General features: G+C 38.8%; 18 protein-coding genes and 2 tRNA genes. 14 read left to right on the top strand and 6 right to left on the bottom strand.

Features of this window, described 5'->3' with window-relative positions:
- Positions 1-36: 36 nt before the first annotated feature.
- Complete coding sequence (locus ACTJKC_RS18965; protein WP_440794363.1) at positions 37-1,338, bottom strand: DEAD/DEAH box helicase; 1,302 nt, start codon at positions 1,336-1,338, stop codon at positions 37-39.
- Positions 1,339-1,654: 316 nt separating this feature from the next.
- Here ACTJKC_RS18965 and ACTJKC_RS18960 point away from each other — a divergent pair, with 316 nt between their 5' ends.
- From ACTJKC_RS18960 to ACTJKC_RS18950, 3 genes are all read left to right on the top strand, one after another.
- The gene (locus ACTJKC_RS18960) at positions 1,655-1,816 is read left to right on the top strand and encodes a hypothetical protein (RefSeq protein WP_440794361.1); all 162 of its coding nucleotides are present in this window, start codon (positions 1,655-1,657) and stop codon (positions 1,814-1,816) included.
- Positions 1,817-1,821: 5 nt separating this feature from the next.
- Positions 1,822-1,893: transfer RNA gene (locus ACTJKC_RS18955), tRNA-Met, on the top strand.
- A gap of 633 nt (positions 1,894-2,526) precedes the next feature.
- Positions 2,527-3,552 (top strand): S66 peptidase family protein, encoded by a 1,026-nt coding sequence (locus ACTJKC_RS18950; RefSeq protein ID WP_440794359.1) that lies wholly within the window; start codon positions 2,527-2,529, stop codon positions 3,550-3,552.
- Here the strand turns inward: ACTJKC_RS18950 and ACTJKC_RS18945 are convergent, their stop codons facing one another.
- Both ACTJKC_RS18945 and ACTJKC_RS18940 read right to left on the bottom strand, forming a co-directional pair.
- Complete coding sequence (locus tag ACTJKC_RS18945) at positions 3,553-4,233, bottom strand: PepSY-associated TM helix domain-containing protein (RefSeq protein WP_440794357.1); 681 nt, start codon at positions 4,231-4,233, stop codon at positions 3,553-3,555.
- Positions 4,208-5,731 (bottom strand): DUF2271 domain-containing protein, encoded by a 1,524-nt coding sequence (locus tag ACTJKC_RS18940; RefSeq protein WP_440794355.1) that lies wholly within the window; start codon positions 5,729-5,731, stop codon positions 4,208-4,210. Before ACTJKC_RS18940 ends, ACTJKC_RS18945 begins: the two co-directional genes overlap by 26 nt.
- A gap of 266 nt (positions 5,732-5,997) precedes the next feature.
- Here ACTJKC_RS18940 and ACTJKC_RS18935 point away from each other — a divergent pair, with 266 nt between their 5' ends.
- From ACTJKC_RS18935 to ACTJKC_RS18920, 4 genes are all read left to right on the top strand, one after another.
- Positions 5,998-7,143, top strand: a complete 1,146-nt coding sequence (locus tag ACTJKC_RS18935) for a methionine aminotransferase (RefSeq protein ID WP_344853819.1) — start codon at positions 5,998-6,000, stop codon at positions 7,141-7,143.
- 19 nt (positions 7,144-7,162) lie between these two features.
- Positions 7,163-7,966: a nitrilase family protein gene (locus ACTJKC_RS18930; RefSeq protein ID WP_344853820.1), complete on the top strand. Its 804-nt coding sequence runs from the start codon at positions 7,163-7,165 to the stop codon at positions 7,964-7,966.
- A gap of 243 nt (positions 7,967-8,209) precedes the next feature.
- Positions 8,210-9,244, top strand: a complete 1,035-nt coding sequence (locus ACTJKC_RS18925; protein ID WP_440794352.1) for a N(4)-(beta-N-acetylglucosaminyl)-L-asparaginase — start codon at positions 8,210-8,212, stop codon at positions 9,242-9,244.
- Between the two features lies 1 nt (position 9,245).
- Positions 9,246-9,986, top strand: a complete 741-nt coding sequence (locus tag ACTJKC_RS18920; protein WP_440794350.1) for a copper homeostasis protein CutC — start codon at positions 9,246-9,248, stop codon at positions 9,984-9,986.
- A gap of 1,327 nt (positions 9,987-11,313) precedes the next feature.
- Here ACTJKC_RS18920 and ACTJKC_RS18915 read toward each other — a convergent pair.
- A complete protein-coding gene (locus ACTJKC_RS18915) occupies positions 11,314-12,300 on the bottom strand; it encodes a D-alanine--D-alanine ligase (RefSeq protein WP_344850948.1) in 987 nt (328 codons plus the stop codon).
- A 310-nt stretch (positions 12,301-12,610) separates the two neighbouring features.
- On the opposite strand from ACTJKC_RS18915, the gene ACTJKC_RS18910 reads away from it, so the two are divergent.
- The 5 genes from ACTJKC_RS18910 (at position 12,611) to ACTJKC_RS18890 (ending at position 16,040) form a co-directional block, all read left to right on the top strand.
- A complete protein-coding gene (locus ACTJKC_RS18910) occupies positions 12,611-13,381 on the top strand; it encodes a PASTA domain-containing protein (RefSeq protein ID WP_344850949.1) in 771 nt (256 codons plus the stop codon).
- 18 nt (positions 13,382-13,399) lie between these two features.
- The gene (gene mltG, locus ACTJKC_RS18905; RefSeq protein ID WP_440794347.1) at positions 13,400-14,455 is read left to right on the top strand and encodes an endolytic transglycosylase MltG; all 1,056 of its coding nucleotides are present in this window, start codon (positions 13,400-13,402) and stop codon (positions 14,453-14,455) included.
- A complete protein-coding gene (locus ACTJKC_RS18900) occupies positions 14,455-14,862 on the top strand; it encodes an acyl-CoA thioesterase (protein ID WP_057934757.1) in 408 nt (135 codons plus the stop codon). The genes mltG and ACTJKC_RS18900 overlap by 1 nt, the downstream gene beginning before the upstream one ends.
- 8 nt (positions 14,863-14,870) lie before the next feature.
- On the top strand, positions 14,871-15,860 hold the full coding sequence (locus ACTJKC_RS18895) for a YihY/virulence factor BrkB family protein (RefSeq protein WP_440794344.1): 990 nt from the start codon (positions 14,871-14,873) through the stop codon (positions 15,858-15,860).
- A gap of 95 nt (positions 15,861-15,955) precedes the next feature.
- Positions 15,956-16,040 (top strand) — tRNA-Ser (locus ACTJKC_RS18890).
- 332 nt (positions 16,041-16,372) lie between these two features.
- Here the strand turns inward: ACTJKC_RS18890 and ACTJKC_RS18885 are convergent.
- Together ACTJKC_RS18885 and ACTJKC_RS18880 are read right to left on the bottom strand one after the other, a co-directional pair.
- Positions 16,373-16,561, bottom strand: coding sequence for a hypothetical protein (locus ACTJKC_RS18885; protein WP_344850952.1), 189 nt, complete (start codon positions 16,559-16,561; stop codon positions 16,373-16,375).
- On the bottom strand, positions 16,561-17,394 hold the full coding sequence (locus tag ACTJKC_RS18880) for an LCP family protein (protein WP_440794342.1): 834 nt from the start codon (positions 17,392-17,394) through the stop codon (positions 16,561-16,563). The genes ACTJKC_RS18885 and ACTJKC_RS18880 overlap by 1 nt, the downstream gene beginning before the upstream one ends.
- Positions 17,395-17,586: 192 nt before the next feature.
- Here ACTJKC_RS18880 and ACTJKC_RS18875 point away from each other — a divergent pair, with 192 nt between their 5' ends.
- Together ACTJKC_RS18875 and ACTJKC_RS18870 are read left to right on the top strand one after the other, a co-directional pair.
- Positions 17,587-18,522 carry a glycosyltransferase family 2 protein gene (locus tag ACTJKC_RS18875; RefSeq protein WP_440794340.1) on the top strand — a complete coding sequence of 312 codons (936 nt, stop codon included), beginning with the start codon at positions 17,587-17,589 and terminating at the stop codon, positions 18,520-18,522.
- A 115-nt stretch (positions 18,523-18,637) separates the two neighbouring features.
- Positions 18,638-19,804, top strand: coding sequence for a glycosyltransferase family 2 protein (locus ACTJKC_RS18870; RefSeq protein ID WP_440794338.1), 1,167 nt, complete (start codon positions 18,638-18,640; stop codon positions 19,802-19,804).
- The last annotated feature ends 11 nt before the right edge of the window (positions 19,805-19,815 follow it).

The following is a 19,815-nucleotide window of genomic DNA, read 5'->3' as shown; positions in this document are numbered from 1 at the left end:
TTTACACTTATTAGAAAACGGGCATTAGCCTACTATCTAAGACAATCCCTTTTTATTTTTGTAAGTCATTTTGGCTTTTGTGCCGGCGCTGTAATTGTAGTTTTTTAAATTACTGGCTTTCTTTTCATGAAAAGCTGCACCACGCTCGCTGTCTTCATCATCTTCGTTCGCTTTCTTTTTCTTTGGTTTGGCTGTGATGGCATCAACAACTTTTAAATCTTCAGGCAGCTCCATTACTTCCATCTTTTGCCCGATGGCTTGCTCTATTTTCTTCACCTCAATCAATTCGATATCGGTAGAGAAAGTAATCGCCACCACTTCTTCATCACCATTTTTAACAATGCGCTGAATTAAAGTTTCTTTCTGTTCAGGAAGTTCTAAGTGTAAAAGAATAGGAATGCCTTCAATATTTAAATCTCCCAGATTCTCATTAGCAACAATTAAAACCCTTGCATCCGGATTGTCTTTAAAGTCTTCAATATCATCATAGCCCTTATCATCAAAAAACAATGAACGGTAAATGCTGATTTCTCCTTCTTTATTATGATTAAAATTTTTATATACTGTTTGGGCAGTTAACCTGGTATTCACAAAAACCACTACCTTATCAAAAACTTCCTTATCATTCAATAATAAAGTGAGCAGGTTAAGTTTGGTCCTGAAATTTGGCACCTGATACAACATTTGCTGATAAACCTCTGCCTGTTTTTCGCCAATTTCCTCTACCTCAATGGTTGAAGCAGAATCTTTCATAAAAGGCGAAATCATGTGGTTTAATTTTTCGTGCATTACCTCCGTAAATACCACGTGCTGCGATTTATAGGCGCTATTGGCCAGCTCCACAACAGGCAACTGCAGGCCTTTTTTAACAATCAGCTCTGCATTATCTACAATAAACAACTGGATTTTATTGGTATTTAGCGCCAGTTTTAAGTATAATGCACGTGCACGATCGGGTACTGCAACAATAATGTCGCAACCATCGGTAATTTCGTTCATTTGCGTATCAACGGCACCACGGCTATCAATTCCCAAAATCCTGAAGGTACTGTTACGGTTAAGCAATTTGAACTGTTCCAGCACATGATCTACATGTTCCGCATTGGGCACTAAAATTAAAGCTCGTGGTGCTTCTTCAAAGGCATACTTTAATTTCATTAAAGTTGCTAAAACATAGGTTGTTGTTTTTCCCGAACCCTCCGGCCCCACCGCTATAACATCTTGTCCACCTAAAATACGCGACATGGTTTTGGCCTGGATTTCTTTTGGAGTTAAAAATCCGGCGTCTGTCATGGCCGCTACAAGTGGTTTGCTAAGTTTTAATTTATCTAAAGACACAATTACTATTTTAATGATTGAACTGCAAATATCCTTAAAATAATTAGCTTTTCTGAAATTGAATTTAAAGCGGCTTAAGCCTAAGCTCGTAAATTAAAACGGCTGTTAAATATTAAGGTTAATATTTGAGGTAGAAAATCTATTAAAAGAAGCTACTATTACAAACAGAATAAAAAATAATAAACTGATAATGAATTATTTATAATATTATTTAAAATAAATACTACTAGATCCATAGATATTATATACTTATTTATATATTTGCTCAACATTAATCATAAAGAAAACGATGTTGAACAATTAAAACGCTAAAATTATGTCAATCTATTTTCAATATCCCACTATAGATGAATATCAGGCCCTTACCTATCCGGTAAAAACGGAAGAAAATAAGCAGGAATATTTAAAGGATGAAGATAGTTTAATTAAAGAACAAATTTTAGAATTAAGGGATTATTTGGCATTAAAACAGTTATAAAATAAGGCCAGTTGACCGATTGGAAGGTTGGGGGTTTCATAAACTCTTTACAATGGTTCGAATCCATTACTAGGCCGCAAAGTGTATCTCATAGCACTTTACCTGATTCTGCTCAATCAGGTAAGATTTGGTTATCTTATATTTGTTTTGTTGTTAGCAAAGGCTATCCGCGAGGGATAGCCTTTAACTTTTAAATAATTTTTTAAGATCTCTATTTTAAGACATCCTTATCTTTTTTAAATATTAAGAAGCGCAGTTTCAGTGCTTATCGTAAAGGGTTGGTCCTGCTGTACACTGCAATCTTTTTGGGCAGCTTTCTACAATACAACATAACGTTACCAAAAAGTATTTCCGTTTCCATCAGGGCTATTGAGGAGGGTTAGTGGATCTACCCTGGCAGATTTCCCGACTGCGTTGCACTCCGCTCGAAATGATAATAACTAGAAAAAATTTACTTATAAATTGATTGCGGCTATTCAAATTAATTTTTATCCCATAAATCATTTATAAGCATGACTAAATATTTTTTTATAAAATCTCAAAACATTTTATTTCAAAAGTGGTTATTTATATAATTCACATTATACTAATCTTTTACAGATTAATTTGTTTGGTTTAAAAAAGGGATTTATGGATATAAATCCCTTTTCTTTTATGCCAATATTTTAAATCCTATATTCGCTACATCAACATTTACATTCTTATTTTAGATGAACCGAAAACATTTCCTTTCTTCATTTATTGCAGCTGCAACCGTATTTCCGGCTTTTAAAACATTGGCTAATACTGTCGAAAATGAAAGTTCATCTTTTAAAATTCCACCTTACTTAAAACCAGGCGATACGATTGGAATAACCAGTCCGGCGGGTTACATTACACCGGAGCAGATTCAACCCTCAGTCTTACAGATGCAAAGCTGGGGCTTTACCATAAAAACCGGCGATACCATTGGCAAACGCGATTTTACTTACGGCGGAACGGATGCTGAAAGGTTGGCAGACTTGCAGCGCATGCTTGATGATCCCAATATAAAAGCCATTATGTGCGCCCGTGGCGGATATGGCCTGGTGCGGATTATCGATCAGCTTGATTTTTCTTCATTCAAAAAAAATCCAAAGTGGATTATAGGTTTTAGCGACATTACAGTTTTACATTGCCATTTGGCTAAAAATTATGGAATTGCATCCATCCATTCTAAAATGTGCAACAGTTTCCCGGAAGACTGGAGCAAAGCAGAACAGATACAAATCGAAACCATACTATCTATAAAAAATGCATTAATTGGCGAACAAATGGGTTACACCGCTCCTTCCAACAGTAACAACCAGTTAGGAAAAGTTGATGGTATTTTGGTAGGCGGCAACCTGAGTATCATCGAAACCCTGGCAGGAAGTGATTCTGATTTAAATACAAAAGACAAAATACTTTTTATAGAAGATACCGGCGAATACCTTTACAGCATAGACAGGATGCTGTGGAATTTAAAACGGAGCGGAAAATTAAAAAACCTGAAGGGTTTAATTGTTGGTGGTTTTAAAGTCAAGCCTGACGATCCCGGAGAAGAGTTTGGCAAAACCATTTATGAAATCGTTTTAGAAAAAGTAAAGGAATATGGCTATCCTGTCGCTTTTGATTTTCCGGTTGGGCACCAGCGCAATAATTTTGCTTTAAAGTGTGGTGTAAACCATACGCTAACCGTAAAAGAAACCGGTTCAGTTTTACAAAGCATAGCTTAATTAAGGGACAAATAATTTATAAATCAGATAACAGATTATTGTTCCAACTGCTGCGATGATGAAGCCGCTTAATCTTTTCTTTTTGATAAAACAGATCAGAATAATGCCCGAGATGGATACCAAGGTCATGAGTACGGCTGAGATATCGATAATCCAGGACCAAGCCTTGCCCGAATCCCTGCCTTTATGCAAATCGTTAATTATGGCCACTGCACCAAACCTGGTGGTGGTTAATTCATATTTACCTGTTTCGCGGTCGATAAAAGAATCGGCCAGGTAACCAGGTCCGTTAAAAGTTAAGCTCAGTTCACGGTCGTCAATTCTAAAATCGCTCAATGCGCCTTTAACCTGGTGTTTGCTCCTTAAAAATTCAACAATTTGTAGTTTGTTTATTTTATTGGTATCTGCCTGGTTTACCCATTTTAAATCTACCGAGCCTGAGTCTTTAACCACCACTTCTTTTCCCGAGGTAAACCAATCAGCGTGATTTAAGGTTAATCCCGATACTGCAAAAAACAGCAGTATAGTAAAACTCACCATCGATAAGTAAATGTGCAGCCAGCGTGATAAACCGGCTAAACGTTTCTTCCCCTTGCCTTTTCCACTATCCTTTTTTACCGGCTTTTTTCCCAGTCCGCCAGGTGCAGCGATAGTATTATTTTGCGATTTTTCTGTAGTCAAGGGATGCTGATGCTAATTCTGTATTTGGGGTTAATTCTACTTTTTGTGCGGAACCGGTAAATTTCATTTCTTTCGAAATCACCTGATAGGTGCCATGCTCGCGGGCTACTTCAATATAAACAGTATATGTTCCGGCTTTTACTAATTTGCCGCTATCATCTTTTCCATCCCACGATAAACTATATTTACCAGGACCACGTGTAGCCGAACTGGTTGAACTTAATTTTCCTTCAGCTCCTTTTCTAAATTCATCACCGTTTACACGATTCCACGATTTTAAATCTGGTAACCAGCGTGGTTTATTATACCAGATGGCCAGGTTACGTACCGGTGTTTTTGCAGCATCTTCTACCCAAACGGCCACAAACGGACGGCGAACACGTTTTCCATCGGTCGATTCGATATTGGCAAGCTCCAAATTCACAATTAGCTCATATTTCGCATTCCAAAGTTTATCTGCTTTGTTAACTTTCGCCATTGCAGCTGCTGGTTTAGCTGAAACCAGTTCATATTTCGGCCAGTTTTCATTTTTAATCTCTTTGCCGTTTTTGGTAACCAAAAGGTAAGCAATATCATTTCGGTTGGCGGTAATGGCTTCAATTTCTGAAACAGATAATACATTAAACGAAGTGGCAAGTGCGCCCGCTTCACTGGCATCAGCAGCAATCACTGTAGCGCTGATAATTTCTGAGGCTGGGTTTCCTGTACGTGGATCAACAATATGCGAATACCAATTTCCATTAACATTAAAGCCCCTGCGGTAATTACCACTGGTGGCAACCGCCATATTTGAAACTTTAATCGTATTTAACGCTGCATCATTTTCTGTATCGGCCTTTGGATTGGCAATTTCGATATTCTCCGGCTGATTTCCTTTAACCACCATATCGCCGCCAATGTTCACCACCACGTTTTCAATCCCCGGTGTTTGCATGGCTTTATCAGCAGCTTTATTAATGATATAACTCTTTGTAAAAGAGTTTAAAGCCAAAGGCACCTCATCTAAACGTGTAACGGTTTTATTTTTCCCGTCCAGTACATAATGCTTTTGTTTAACCAGGCTAACTGCATTTTCCAGCTCGCTGGCAGATGGCAAACGGTGTTCAGCCGATGCTTTTTTCCAAACATTGCCAATAAGGGCTGCTGATGCATTAAGGGCACCATTAGTTAAATTTTTATAATCCTCAAACTGTTGCAAAACCTCAAATAATTCCGGTGAAATTTTAGTGGTCTGTTTACCGTTTTTCATCCATTGGCTAAATTCGCTGGATGGTTTGTAAGCACTTAAAATCTCATCTAAACGATCAATTTCTTTAAGCGCATGTTCTTCGGCCAGGTCGGCATCTGCCTGATTACTTGCTTTAAATTTTAACTCTAAAGATGTACCCAATACATTTTCATAGTTGGAAACAAATGTTCTTAAAGCTTTTTTAGTACTCACAAAGGCCGAAGCTGTGATCACCAATAAAAAGATGGCGGCTAAGTGTTTAAATTTCATTCAGGAGTTTTTGAGATTTAATGCAAAGAAAATAGTTTATCTGGAATTATTTTAAATAAGATCAAATATATTTGAAATAATACAAATCTGCTCATCTGCAGTTCATTTGGTTCCGTATTTATTTTTATTGACGCGAATTGCAAGGAAGGGTTTAATCAGATTAGGTTAAATTTAGTTTATTCAGTTAACCATCTTGGCCAATTCAGCCTGGCTTTTAGCAATCCTGTTTAGGCATTAAGCTTTTTTTTCCTATTTTCGCTTATACGATGCTGAATATACAATCTAAACTTCCTGGTGTAGGTACCACCATTTTTTCGGTGATGAGCAAACTTGCGGCAGAACACAATGCCATTAATTTATCACAAGGATTTCCTGATTATGCCTGCGACCCAAAACTGGTTGAATTGGTAAATAAAGCCATGAAAGATGGTTTTAACCAATATGCGCCAATGCCGGGCAATATTTTTTTAAAGGAAACCATTGCAGAGAAAGTTGAAAAACTTTACAACGTAAAATATAATCCTGAAACAGAAATTACCGTTACTGCAGGCGGAACGCAGGCTATTTTTACCGCATTGGCGGCCATCATTAATGCAGGCGATGAAGTGATCATTTTTGAACCTGCTTACGATAGCTATGCCCCTACCGTAAAACTTTTAGGCGGTTTGGTTAAAACCTATGAGCTTGCCCCACCTAGTTACGGTATAGATTGGGATATGGTTAAAAAGCTGTTTACCGCAAAAACAAGAATGATCATTTTAAATACGCCGCAGAATCCTACCGGGAGTATTTTATCTGAAGATGACATGAAATCGCTGATTAAACTGATCAGTGGCACCGACATTTTAATTTTAAGCGATGAGGTTTATGAGCATTTAATTTATGATGAACAAAAACACCAGAGTGTAATGCTTTATCCCGAATTAAGGCAGCGGAGTTTCATTGTAGCCTCGTTCGGTAAACTTTTACACGCTACAGGATGGAAACTGGGTTATTGCCTGGCTCCGGAAAAACTGACCAAAGAATTCAGGAAGGTACACCAATTTAATGTTTTCAGCGTTAATAGTCCCATGCAGCAGGCCATTGCCGAATACATTAAACAACCTAAAAATTATACCGGATTAGCCAGCTTTTTTCAGCAGAAACGGGATTATTTCAGGGATTTGTTGGCCGGGAGCCGTTTTAAACTTTTGCCATGTAACGGTTCTTATTTTCAGTGTGCAAGCTATAGCGACATCAGCGATGAAAAAGACACCGATTTTAGTATGCACTTAATTAAGGAGTTTGGAGTGGCTACCATTCCTGTTTCGGCATTTTATCAGAAATCGACCGATCATAAAATCATTCGCTTCTGCTTTGCCAAAGAAAATTCTACGCTTGCCTTAGCTGCAGAGAAATTAAAAAACGTTTAACCAGTTTAAAACATTAAAAATGGAAGCACCTGTTTACACTCAAATAGAAAACCTGAAAGTAACCGTCTTTCAAGCTTATCTTTTTTGGGAAAACATAGAAAAAAACCTTTTAAATCTGGCGCTGAGGCTATCCATGGGTGTTCGGGAAAAAACCGACATCATTATCCTTCCCGAAATGTTCAATACCGGTTTCAGCATGAATTCGGAAGCATTGGCTGAAGAAATGGGTGGAAAAACCATGCAATGGATGCAAAAAATGGCAGACCTGTATAATTGTGTGGTTACCGGAAGCTTAATTATTAAAGAAAATAACCAATATTATAACCGTTTAATCTGGATGGAACCAGATGGAAAACACCAGCATTACGATAAACGCCATTTATTTGGCATGGGCGATGAAGACCATCATTTCAGTCCGGGTAAAGACAAATTAATTGTAGAACTTAAAGGCTGGAAGATCAGGCTGGCCATCTGTTACGACCTTCGTTTCCCGGTTTGGTTGCGTAATGTAGATCAGGAATATGATATTTTACTTCTGGTTGCCAACTGGCCTGATAAACGCTCGGCACACTGGAAAGCACTTATCCCGGCAAGGGCGATCGAAAACCAGAGTTATGTAATTGCCGTAAACCGTGTTGGCCATGATGGTAACCAGATTTACCATAGCGGATTATCCATGTGTTTAGATCCTTACGGAAATACCGTTTATTATAAGCCAGAGGATGAAGATTTATATACTTTTAGCATCAATTATGAGGAACTGGTTAAAGTTAGAAGACAGTTTCCGTTTTTAAAGGATGCGGATCGGTTTACGATTGATTAGTGAATAACCAATAATTATATTACAACTTTCAGACCAATAGTAAAACGATTAATGAATAATGACCAATGTTCAAACCAAATAATCAGACAGGATTGATTGATTTAACAATCTAACAATTCGTCAATTAACCAGTTAAACAATTTAAACAATTAACCACCCTTTACAATTAACCATTTAACCAATTCAAACAATTAACCACTTTTTACAAATTAACCATCCTTAACAGTTAACCAAACTACACAAATGTTTAACCGCCGTAAATTTATAAAAGCGTCAGCCCTGTCTGCAGGTTTGATGGCCATTGATAAAAGCAGCATTGCCAATGTGCTCCCTGAAAATGATTCGAAAGCAGCAAATTTCCCGATTGTGATTTCTACCTGGGATTTTGGGATTGCAGCCAATGCAGATGCCTGGAAAGTATTATCATCAGGCGGACGTGCCCTGGATGCTGTAGAACAGGGGGTTTGGGTGCCGGAAGCAGATGAAAAAAATCAATCTGTAGGTTATGGTGGTTTGCCCGATCGTGATGGCCGTGTAACCCTCGATGCCTGCATTATGGATGAACAAGGCAATTGCGGCGCTGTTTTAGCACTCGAATATATTAAACACCCCATTTCGGTAGCGCGCAAGGTAATGGAAAAAACGCCCCATGTAATGCTGGCTGGCGATGGCGCTTTGCAATTTGCATTAGAGCAGGGTTTTAAAAAAGAAAACCTCCTGACTCCCGCAAGCGAAAAAGCATGGAAAGAATGGTTGAAAACAGCAAAATATGCGCCGGTAGTGAATATTGAAAATAAACTTTACGAAAAAGCTGCGCCGCAAAAATTACCAGGAAATCAATATAACCACGATACCATCGGGATGTTGGCGATTGATGTCAAAGGAAACATTTCTGGCGCCTGTACCACCAGCGGCATGGCCTATAAACTGCATGGACGGATTGGCGACAGTCCGATTATAGGTGCAGGTTTATATGTAGATAACGAAATTGGTGGTGCAACCTCTACCGGTGTGGGCGAAGAAGTGGTGAGAAATGTGGGATCATTTTTAGTGGTAGAACTGATGCGCCAGGGTTTTAGTCCGGATGCTGCCTGTAAAGAAGCCGTAATGCGGATTATTAAAAAGAAACCAGAAACCGCAAAAAACATCCAGGTGGGCTTTTTAGCTATCAATAAAAAGGGCGAGTATGGTGCTTATGCCATTCAACAGGGCTTTAGCTATGCCGTTTGCAATGCAGAAAAACAGGATTTATTGATCAAAGGAAAAAGTTATTATTAATATGGCTTGTTTAGAAGTCTGCGCAAATTCTTACGCTTCGGCATTGGCTGCTCAAAACGGCGGTGCTAAAAGGGCTGAATTTTGCGATAACCTGGCCGAAGGTGGCACTACACCAAGTTATGGTCAGCTGGCATTGGCCAAGAAAAACCTGCACATCGAAATCTGGCCGATTATCCGTCCGAGGGGCGGCGATTTTTTATATTCTGACACAGAATTTGAATTAATGAAAGAAGATATAAAAATCTGTAATTCATTAAATTGCGAAGGTGTTGTGATAGGAATACTTAAAGCAGATGGTACAATTGACAAAGAAAGATGTGCTGAACTAATTGAGTTGGCACGTCCGATGGATGTGGCTTTCCACAGGGCATTTGATATGAGCAATGATATGGATCAGGCACTGGAAGATTTGATCGAACTCGGTATTAAAAGGGTACTCACTTCTGGCGGTGCATCATCAGCTCTATTGGGTGCAGAGAAATTATCTCAATTGGTTAAAAAGGCAAATGGAAGGATCACAATCATGCCTGGCGCCGGAATAAATGAAAATAATATCCAACAACTCATTGACCAGACTGGAGCAACTGAATTTCATGCTTCGGCAAAGGAATTTATAGAGAGCAAAATGAAGTTTCGGAATAATGAATCTAAAATGGGCAGTATTGATGATGAATACCGTTATGAATTAACTTCTGAAATTAAAGTGAAAGTTTTAGTTGATCGGATTAATAAGGTTAAATAAAATTTGTCATTTCGACTGTGTCGCGAAACGCCAGCCTGATACGGGCAGGAAGAAATCTATGCTATATAATTGTAAATAGATTTCTCCGCTACGGTCACAATGACGACCATTCTCTAAATATGAGCTTCAATGAACTTATATGTCTTATATGGTAAAACATGATAGTTTTTTTTAAAAACCATATAAGACATATGAGAAAATATAAGCTCGGGGCGGTTATTATTGAGCGACCGGAAATGACTTATATTTTCAGTGTTTTCAGTGCCTCAGTGGCAATCGTTAATTAACGCGGTGGTCTGTAAAGAAACAGATCATGGGTTTACGGTCGAAAGCCTATTCTCTAAATGTGAGCTTCAATGAACTCATATGTCTTATATGGTAAACACGATAGTTTTTTAAAAAACCATATAAGACATATGAGAAAATATAAGCTCCTTGCCACTAATTTTAATATCCCAAAAGAATTACATTTAAAGCAATAGTTTGATAAACAAACCATTAGAAAGCTTCTGAAATTAAAGTGAAAGCTTTAGTTGATTGGATTAATAAGGTTAAATAAAATTTGTCATTTCGACTGTGTCGCGAAACTTCCGCCTGATACGGGCAGGAAGAAATCTATAAGATGTAATTGTAAATAGATTTCTCCGCTACGGTCGAAATGACGACCATTCTCTAAATGTGAGCTTCAATGAACTCATATGTCTTATATGGTAAATATAATAGTTGCTTTTTGAAACATATAAGACATACGAGAAAATATAAGCTCGGGGAGGTTATTTTGGAGCGACCGGAAATGACTTATATTTTCCGTGTTTTCAGTGCCTCCGTGGCAATCGTTAATTAACGCGGTGGTCTGTAAAGAAACAGATCATGGGTTTACGGTCGAAAGCCTATTCTCTAAATATGAGCTTCAATGAACTCATATGTCTTATATGGTAAACACGATAGTTTTTTTTAAAAAACCATATAAGACATATGAGAAAATATAAGCTCCTTGCCGCTAATTTTAATATCCCAAAAGAATTACATTTAAAGCAATAGTTTGATAAACAAACCATTATAAAGCTTCTGAAATTAAAGTAAAAGCTTTAGTTGATTGGATTAATAAGGTTAAATAAAATATGTCATTTCGATAGATTTCTCCACTACGGTCGAAATGACGACCATTCTCTAATGTAAACTTCAATGAACTCATATGTCTTATATGGTAAGATAATAGTTGCTTTTTGAACCATATAAGAAAATATAACTAAAAGTGCTTATTAACAAATGGAAAATAAATTAAGTCTTCAGTGTTTCTGTGTTTCAGTGGCAAATATGACATAATCTAACCCAATGTTTCCTTCATTAAACGCGTATAAAACTCTTTTAACGAAATACCCATCGCAGCTACCTGTTGTGGAATAAAACTTGTTGCGGTTTGCCCCGGGATGGTATTGATTTCGATAAAATAAAACTTGCCTGTTTCGTGCTCCAGGAAATAATCTACACGCACCACTCCCCTGCAATTTAGCTTTTTATATACATCCGTAACCACTTGTTGCACACGTTGCAATTCTTCCTCATTCATGCGGCCGGGGGTAATTTCTTCTGTGGCCCCTGGCGTATATTTCGCTTCGAAATCGAAAAATTCATTCTGCGGAATTACTTCTGTAGTCGGTAAAACAATAATGTTGCCTTCCGCGCCAAAAACGCCAATCGAAAATTCCCTTCCACTTACAAACTCCTCAATCAAAACCTGGGTATCTTCCTTAAAAGCCTTTTCTATGGCTTCATCAAGGTCATCAGCATGTTTAACCTTGCTCATGCCAATGCTGCTTCCGCCACTATTCGGTTTTACAAAATATGGCAGTCTTAAATCTTGTTTAATCTGACTTAAACTGTAATTTCCGCCTTTAAATATCTGGACAGATTTAGCTGTATATAAATTTTCAATTCCTTCTACAATAGCCTTTGTATAGCCTTTGTTCATTGTGATAGATGAGGTTAAAGCATCACAGGTAGTATATGGAATCCCCAGCATATCAAAATAACCCTGTAATTTTCCATCTTCCCCGGGAGAACCATGGATGGCAATAAAAACACCATCAAACTTTATCCTACGGCCATCAAGTGTGAGGGAAAAATCATTTTTATCAATTTCAATCTTAACAGAATCAGCAGGTTCATAAAACCATCCCTTTTCATTCAGCATAATTTTATAAACATCATATAAATCAGGGTCGATGTTCTGGGCAATTGTTGCTGCACTTTTTACCGAAACAACCCATTCGCCTGTGGTACCGCCTGTTAACAACGCAATAGTTTTCTTCATGTCAGAAATCCTTTTATAAATAGAAATTGAATATAAATATATCCCCAAAAATATAAATATCTTTGTGCTTTGATCACATTAACGGAACAATTATTGAAGGTTGAATAAGAGAATTAGTGAAGGAGTGAATGATTGAAGATTGAATGTTGAATTAGTGAAGAATTAAATATATATCGCGTGCTGATTATTCATTAATTCTTAATTCTATTAATCTATCATTCATTAATTGTATCAATCTATCATTCAATATTCAATCAATAATTAAAATAGTTACATTTGAGCTTATACGCATAAACCCCATTTAAGATACATGTCTAAATTTATAGATTACTTAAAAACCAAATCATTTAGAAACAACATTTTAGCAGCCATAGGCACCGTTTTTGCCCTGCTGCTGATTGCATTTTTTAGTTTAAGGTATTACACCAAACATGGCGAAGGCTTAAATGTGCCGATGGTAAAGGGGCTTTCTTTTGAGCAGGCGGTAAAAAAACTGGAAGATGCGGGACTAAAATATGAAGTGGATTCTGTTTTCATTATGGATCAGCCGGCCGGCATTGTAATTGACCAGGATCCTGACCCAAACACATTTGTAAAAGATAACCGTACCATTTATTTAACCATTAATGCCGGTAAAACACCAAATACAAAATTCCCGGATATTGCGTTTAAAACCTTACGCGAGGCACAGGCGATTATTGAAAGTTCGAGGTTAAAACTGGGCGACACTACTTACAAACCGGATGTGAGCCGTGATGTAGTGCTCGAAGCCTCTTTTGGCGGTCAGCCGATTGCCGCCGGGCAGATTGTTCCGGTAGGTTCGAGGATTAACCTGGTACTGGGCGATGGCCGTGGAAACGAAGAAGTAGATATTCCGCAGTTAATGGGTTTAACCATGGATGAAGCAAAGTTTAGTTTGCGGGGCTCGAACCTGAGCTTAGGTAATATTATTTACGAAGGTCCGGTAACGGACAGCGCTGCTGCAATTATTATTAAACAAGACCCGATGCTGGTTGATTCGCTAACAAAAGTGCCTTTGGGAACAAAAATCAACATTACGCTATCCAATAAACAACAATAACATACGCATACGATACAGATGACTGAAGTAGAAAAAAAGACCATGAGTACCGGCAAAAAAGCAGCAATTGTAATTGTGCTGATTGTAATTTTAATTGCCGGTTATTTTGCGCTGAACCTTTACAGGCTTTATTTTGCCCCCAACATTACCGAGAACCAAAAATACTTATACATTAAAACAGGTAGCAGCTATGATGATCTGCTGGCCGAAATGAAAAAGAAAGATCTGGTAAAAAGTATTGGTACGTTTACTGCTGCTGCCGGAAAAATGAACCTGGCAACCAGTGTTAAACCTGGCCGTTACCGTTTGAAGAAAGGCATGACTAACCGCACATTGATCAACCTGATTAAAGCCGGGAACCAGGATCCTGTTAAACTGAAATTCCAGAATATCCGTAAGAAAGAGAATTTTGCAGCTTACCTGGCCAGCAACCTCGAAGCCGATTCTTTAAGTTTTATCCATGTACTGGATTCGACAGCACTGATCAGCAAATATGGTTTCAACCAGGATAATGTGTATGCCATGTTTATTCCGAATACTTATGAGATGTACTGGAATATTTCGCCGGTTGATTTTTTTGAACGCATGCACAAAGAATATGATAAATTCTGGAATGCCGACCGCAAACAAAAAGCGGCAAGTTTAAACCTTACACCTGCACAGGTATATACTTTAGCCTCTATTGTGGATGGCGAAGCACTTTACGATAAAGAAATGCCGATTATTGCAGGATTATATTTAAACCGACTGAACAAGGGCATCTTGCTACAGGCTGATCCAACAGTAATTTTCGCTAATAATGATTTTACTGTAAAAAGGGTAACCGGAAAATTATTGCAGGTGCAATCGCTTTACAATACCTACAAGTATGCAGGTTTGCCTCCCGGTCCGATTATGATGCCAAGTATCAATGCGATTGATGCCGTGTTAAACCGCGACAAAAACAATTATATTTACATGTGTGCCAAAGAAGATTTTTCGGGTTACCATAACTTTGCCGAAACGAAAGCAGAACACGAAATCAATGCAAAAAAATACCGTGAGGCTTTAAACAAAAGAAATATCTTTAAATAATGTATAGCCACAGTACAAAAATCAGGGTGCGCTATGGCGAAACCGATCAGATGGGTTATATGTATTACGGTAATTATGCGCAGTACTACGAAGTTGGGCGTGTAGAAATGTTGCGGAGTTTAGGCATGAGCTACAGTTCTATGGAAGCCGATGGCATTATGATGCCTGTGCTGGAGCTGAAATGCAAATACATTAAACCTGCATTATACGATCAGGAAATTACTGTTAAAACCATTATTAAAACCTTGCCCGGCATCCGCATTTTCTTCGAGTACGAACTGTATAATGAAAAAGAAGAATTGATAAACATTGGAGCCACTACGCTTGTTTTTGTCGACATGAAGAAGAACAAGCCTACCAATCCGCCCGAAAACTTTATGGAAAAGTTATCGGTATTTTTTAATTAACAGCTGCAATGGAATGGTTACACCGGCAATTATTACATCTTAAGCTCTATTCTCGGTTTATAGAATGGACTAAGGGATGTATTTTGCCCGGATTTAGCCCGCTGCCCTTATATACTGTTGCTACGTTTTTCTTCAGCGAGATTGGCAAAGATTCGCTGGTTAACAAATCTTCGTCGCTGGCCTATAGTTTTATGCTGGCCATTTTCCCGGGGATTATTTTCTTGTTCACACTGATTCCTTTTATCCCGATAAAGGGTTTCCAGGATCAGCTTTTAAATTTAATCCAGCTGGTATTGCCGCACAATGCTTTTGATGCTTTCGAAACGACATTAAAAGACATCATCAAAAAGCAGAATACAGGTTTGTTGTCTTTCGGTTTTTTATCGGCACTGTTTTTTGCCACCAACGGGGTTAAAAACCTGATGAAAGCATTTAACAAATCATCTCTGATTATCGAAACCAGGGGCTGGTTAAAACAACGCTTAATTGCCCTGATCTTAACGGTAATCATTTGTTTTTCCATTATCATCTGCATCAGTGCCATGGCATTGGGTGAAGTTTTGCTGAACAAAATCAACGATGAACTCCATTTAAAAGATAGTTTTCTGGTTTACACTATTAAATTTACGCGTTGGGCATTACTGGCCATTCTGTATTTCATTACCATTTCTATTTTATACCGCTATGGACCTTCGCACACTAAAAAATGGCGCTTGTTTAGTGCGGGTTCATGGCTGGCCACTATACTGGCTTTTCTCACCATCTGGGGATTTTCCTTCTACATTAATCATTTTGCCTCCTATAATAAGGTTTACGGCTCTATCGGGACGCTGATTGTAGTGATGATCTGGCTTTACCTCAACTCACTCATCTTATTGATCGGTTTTGAGCTCAATGCCAGTGTTGATGTAAGCAAACGAAGTGTTAAAATCATCCGCCCCACCTTCAACCTGTTCAAAAAATCAGAGCCGATTGAAGAAAACATCCGGAAGAAATAATTTTTTTCTCCCTCTGTGTTAAGTAATTATCAAGTTTATATAAAAAAAACGCATTCTGAGTTTGCAGATTTAAGCCGAGTTTGTACTTTTGCAGCGGAGAGCTGGCAGAGTGGTCGAATGCGGCAGTCTTGAAAACTGTTGACTGTAACAGGTCCGGGGGTTCGAATCCCTCGCTCTCCGCATAAAAACTAAAGCCTGAAATCAAAAGATTTCAGGCTTTTTTGTTTTCTTATTGGTAACTGAATGGGTTAATTGTTTCAATTGGTTAATTGTGAATTGCAAACTTCTAACTGCAAACTTCTAACTGTCAACTGAAAACTGTTAACTGAAAACCGATTTCTTCTCATTTATCGTTCAAATCTGTGGGAGGCCATTTATATAGGGTTTCCTGCAAATTTGGTGAGATATGCCCGGATGAATGAAAAGCAGAAATCGAGGCCATGCCACATTATATTAACCCGTTAATATCTTTATCAGCAAATTTGTAAATCCAGATATTTATTACGTATAATTTATGATAAGGTAATATCTACAGCTACAAGACCAGAGGCACCCATACTAATATCAAATAACACTTCATCACTAACATTCACGTTTACCTGTAAATTCGCTAAACTAAATGTAATCTCCTGCTGGTTCTCGTCTTCTATAGTTCCATGTCCGTGAATTTCACTCACACTCAGTATTTTTCCCTTTCTCATTATTTTATCATATCGTTTAAACGGTAAGCTGCACTCTTAAAATTCTTTATCTTTAATACCAGTCCCACCCCATTTATCCGTTCGTTGCTGTAGAGGTTTCCGGCAGGAAACACCTGCGATCTTGGCAGGTGCTGTTTGTTAAGGAAAGTGCTAAAGGTTTTCATGTAATCTTTAAGGTGGATGTCGGTATCAATCATCGACCATAAATCGGAGATGTTTTTTAAAGCCACCGATTTATTTTTCACCGCGTAGCTGATTACTGCTTTAGTAATGTTTTTCTGTCGCTCTACCCTTGCATGGTCATCATAACAGGTTCCGGCAACCCTTACCCTGGCATAAGCCAAGGCCTGATCGCCAGTTACCTTAATTACTCCCGTTCGTGTTAGCGGCAGTAAAGGCACACCTTTTAAGTACGACTGCTCTGCTATATACCGGTTTACATATTGGTGTATGCCTTTATCTATATTAATGGTAATTCCTCCAAAAGAGTCGATTACCCTCGCTGTATTGTTAAAGTCAGTTACGATAGAAGATACCAGTTTGGTTTTAAAATTTGCATTAATGGTACTGATCAATAATTCCCTTCCGCCCAGGCGATACGCCGCATTGAGTTTCTGATTGCCATATCCCTTAATGTAAACATAAGTATCGCGCAAAATGGAAGTCAGCTTTACCTCTTTATTTTTTACGGTAATCACCATAATCAGATCTGCATTGCCCCTCGTATTATTCTCCCTCGAATCAGATCCAATCAAAAGTATCTGCTGGGCATAAAGTGTAGCCATGCCAGATAGGTTTAGTAACACCATTAAAAGTAAGGTCTTGATTTTCATAATCAGTATATTAAAACGGCAAATCTGAACATACATATCCACCTAATAATCAAACACAAAGCTATCGTTAGCTACTCCTTTTACCTATAGCCTTATTTCACTAAATGCCTGTTATCTATATTTTTAAACGGGCAGATAAACCACCCAAAAAGGCTATAGACCAGTAGCCGGGCTTTGCATAAGTTTGCAGAAATGGCATTAACATCTATCATTACGGTAAACTACAACCAGCCTGGGGTAACCCTGGATCTTTTGAAATCAATTAAAAAAAACTGCCTGACGGATGACATTGAAGTAATTTTGGTTGATAATGCGAGTGATGTTGACAACAAAAGCCTTTTTGCAGATTGCTATCCTTCATTAAGGTATATCCGTTCGGAAGTTAACCTGGGTTTTGCCGGCGGGAACAACCTCGGTATCAGGCAGGCTAAAGGTGAATATATTTTGATGATCAATAACGACACTGAAATAATTCCCGGTTTTGTGGGGCAGCTTGTAGCAGAAATGATTGCCCGGCCGGAAATCGGGATCATCTCGCCGTTAATACTTTTTTATGATGATCCAAGCGTTATCCAATATGCCGGTTTTACCCCGTTAAATTTAATTACGGGCAGAAATCGCACCATTGGCCTGGGCACGCAGAATAATAACCAATACGACAATACCAGTTACCAAACCGCTTTTTGCCATGGAGCCGCCATGATGTGCAGGAAAAGCGACATTAACCGTGTTGGGCTGATACCTGAACAGTATTTTTTGTATTATGAAGAGCTGGATTGGTGCGAGATGTTTAAACGGGCAGGTAAACAGATCTGGTTTACCGGTAAAACACACATCTTTCATAAAGAATCGATGAGTGTAGGGAAAGAAAGTGCTGTAAAAACTTATTTCGTTACCAGAAACCGGCTGCTTTTTATGCGGCGGAATACCAACTGGCTAAATGTTACGCTGTTTAGCGCTTATTACCTGCTTCTGGCCGTGCCAAAACAACTCATTACTTACCTGGTAAAAGGCAGGAAAGATCTGATCCCTTTTGTAGCAAAGGGACTTTCGTGGCACCTGTTCCGTTCCAAAAATCATGTCGAACAGCGTTCTCCTCTCGTTTTACAAGCCAAAAGTATTAAATAAGCATTATAATGGTAGTAAAGGACTATTGAGATACAGTTCTAAGCATCCTAACTTCGTGCCGCTGGTAAGCCAGGGCTTAATGATCCACCACCAATTTATACATATCCAATAAACAATGATTATTTTCTTTTGGGCCTGCCTTTTCATCGTGATGTACACCTTTGTGGGTTACGGATTATTGCTTTATATCCTCATCAGGATTAAACGCTTTTTTACCCGTCCAAAAAAATTCCTCACTGATGCTGCCCTGCCTACTGTTACCTTACTGGTGGCTGCCTGGAATGAAGAACTGATTATTGGCGATAAAATTAAAAACACGCTATTACTGGATTACCCAAAAGAGCTGTTGCAGATTATTTTTATTACTGATGGCTCTACAGACCTCACCCCCGATCTGATTTACCCCCATAAGGAAATTGTGCTGATGCATAACGGTGCACGCCACGGCAAAATGGCGGCAATAAAAAGAGCAATGCCAGGCGTAACGGGCGAAATTATTGTATTTTCGGATGCGAACACCTTTTTAAATCAACAGGCCCTGCGCGAGCTGGTAAAACATTACCAGAACGAAAAAGTGGGCGCTGTTGCAGGCGAAAAACGGATTTTGGTTAACCAGCATGCAGATGCCAGTTCGGCCGGAGAAGGTTTTTACTGGAAATACGAATCGCGGCTTAAAAAGTGGGATTATGAACTCTACTCTAATGTAGGTGCTGCCGGCGAACTTTTCAGCATCAGAGCATCGTTATACGAACCGGTAGAAAGCGATACCATTATTGATGACCATATGATTGCCATGCGGATTGCGGAAAAAGGCTATTTAATCGCTTACGAACCTGCAGCTTACGCAAGTGAAACAGCTTCGGCAAATACCGCTGAAGAGCTTAAACGTAAAATCAGGATTGCAGCGGGCGGTATCCAGTCTATTTTCAGGCTAAAAGTGGCAGCAAATCCTTTCCGTTACCCCCTGTTAACTTTTCAGTACCTGTCGCATCGCGTACTCCGCTGGACGATTACCCCGTTCCTGCTCGTTCTGGCCCTTTTGGCCAACATCATCATTGTTTCGCAGTATAACGAAAGGTTTTACCTGTTCCTGCTGATGGCACAGTTTGCTTTTTATGGCCTGGCCCTGCTCGGCATGTTGATGGAACGGAGAAACATCAGGCTCAAACCGCTTTTCATCCCCTATTATTTCTGCATGATGAATTATGCCGTGGCAGCGGGGATTTTAAGATACATTAACCAGAACCAGAGTGCAGCCTGGGAGCGCTCGCTACGCAAATAGCCAAACCGGCA

The organism is Pedobacter sp. 22226 (assembly GCF_052045455.1).
Taxonomy (GTDB): Bacteria; Bacteroidota; Bacteroidia; order Sphingobacteriales; family Sphingobacteriaceae; genus Pedobacter; species Pedobacter jeongneungensis.
The sequence above is the reverse complement of the archived record's forward strand: the minus strand, read 5'-3'. Positions and strand labels throughout refer to the sequence as shown.